The organism is Nonomuraea sp. NPDC004186, from assembly GCF_053603495.1.
Window position 1 is genome coordinate 1 of sequence record NZ_JBSGFQ010000282.1, and the last position, 1,322, is coordinate 1,322.

Here is a 1,322-nt window from a genome sequence, read left to right on the forward strand (position 1 = left end):
CCTGACAGAGATGATGTAGGTGAGCACCTCCCGTCAGTCCTGACCCACCCCCTGACTGACCTCGGGTCTTCAACGGGATCTGTCGGTCTGAGCGGGAGGTGCTCACCTGCACAACCGGACGTGGCGTTGTGACCTCATAGGAGCCTGGCCAGAGGCCCCTTCTCTGTCTTGTCCGCGTTGCCCGGCCGGTGCGTGCCGCCCTGCCCACCGGTCAAGAGCACAGGACGACGATGCCCTCCATTACACCCGACACCACCGCGATCGACGAAGTCGCCGGCGGTGTCGACACCCACCAAGACACCCACACCGCAGCCGTGATCGACCAGGTCGGCCGTGTGCTGGGCACCGAGCAGTTCCCCGCCGATCCCACCGGATACGCCGCGCTTCTCACCTGGATGAAGTCGTTCGGCACCGTGACGGTCGTGGGCATCGAAGGGACCGGCGCCTACGGTGCCGGGCTGGCCCGCTACCTGCTCCGCCAGGAGATGAACCTGACCGAGGTCGACCGGCCCGACCGCAAGACCCGCCGTTTCCACGGCAAGTCCGACCCGATCGACGCGATCGCCGCGGCCAAGGCGGCGCTGGCCGGCGACCGGACCGGCACGCCCAAGCAGCGCGACGGCCGGGTGGAAGCCCTGCGCTGCCTGCGGCTCGCCCGCCGCTCGGCCGTCAACCAGCGCGCCGACGCCCAGCGCCAGATCAAAGCCCTCATCGTCACCGCCCCCGACGACCTGCGCACCCAACTGCGCGGCCTGTCCATCAAGAAGCTCATCGCGACCTGCGCCGCCCTGCGTCCCGACCACACGCACGCCCACGACCCGGTCACCGCGACGATGATCGCACTGCGCTCCCTGACCCGCCGCCACCAGCAGCTCACCACCGAGATCAACGACCTCGACGAGCTGCTGGAACCCCTCGTGGCCGCCATCAACCCCGCCCTGCTCGCCGTCCACGGCCTCGGACCCGACACCGCCGGCCAACTCCTGGTCACCGCCGGGGAAAATCACGACCGGCTCGGCTCAGAAGCCGCCTTCGCCATGCTCTGCGGCGTCGCCCCGATCCCCGCATCGTCCGGCAAGACCCGCCGGCACCGCCTCAACCGCAGCGGCGACCGCCAAGCCAACGCCGCCCTCTACCGCATCGCTGTGGTCCGCCTGCGCTGGGACCCACGCACCCGCGCCTATATGGAACGACGCACCCAAGACGGGCTGTCCAAGAAGGAAATCATCCGCTGCCTCAAGCGCTACATCGCCCGTGAGCTCTACCGCATCATCACCAAGAACGATCATGATCGCCCCGCTTGACATCAATAGGAGCATCCC

The 1,322-nt window shown here is 68.5% G+C and carries 1 protein-coding gene; it reads left to right on the forward strand.

The annotated features are described in order from the left end of the window. The first annotated feature begins 230 nt into the window (after positions 1-230). Positions 231-1,304 carry an IS110 family transposase gene (locus ACWEPL_RS65265; RefSeq protein WP_452443103.1) on the forward strand — a complete coding sequence of 358 codons (1,074 nt, stop codon included), beginning with the start codon at positions 231-233 and terminating at the stop codon, positions 1,302-1,304. Positions 1,305-1,322: the final 18 nt, after the last annotated feature.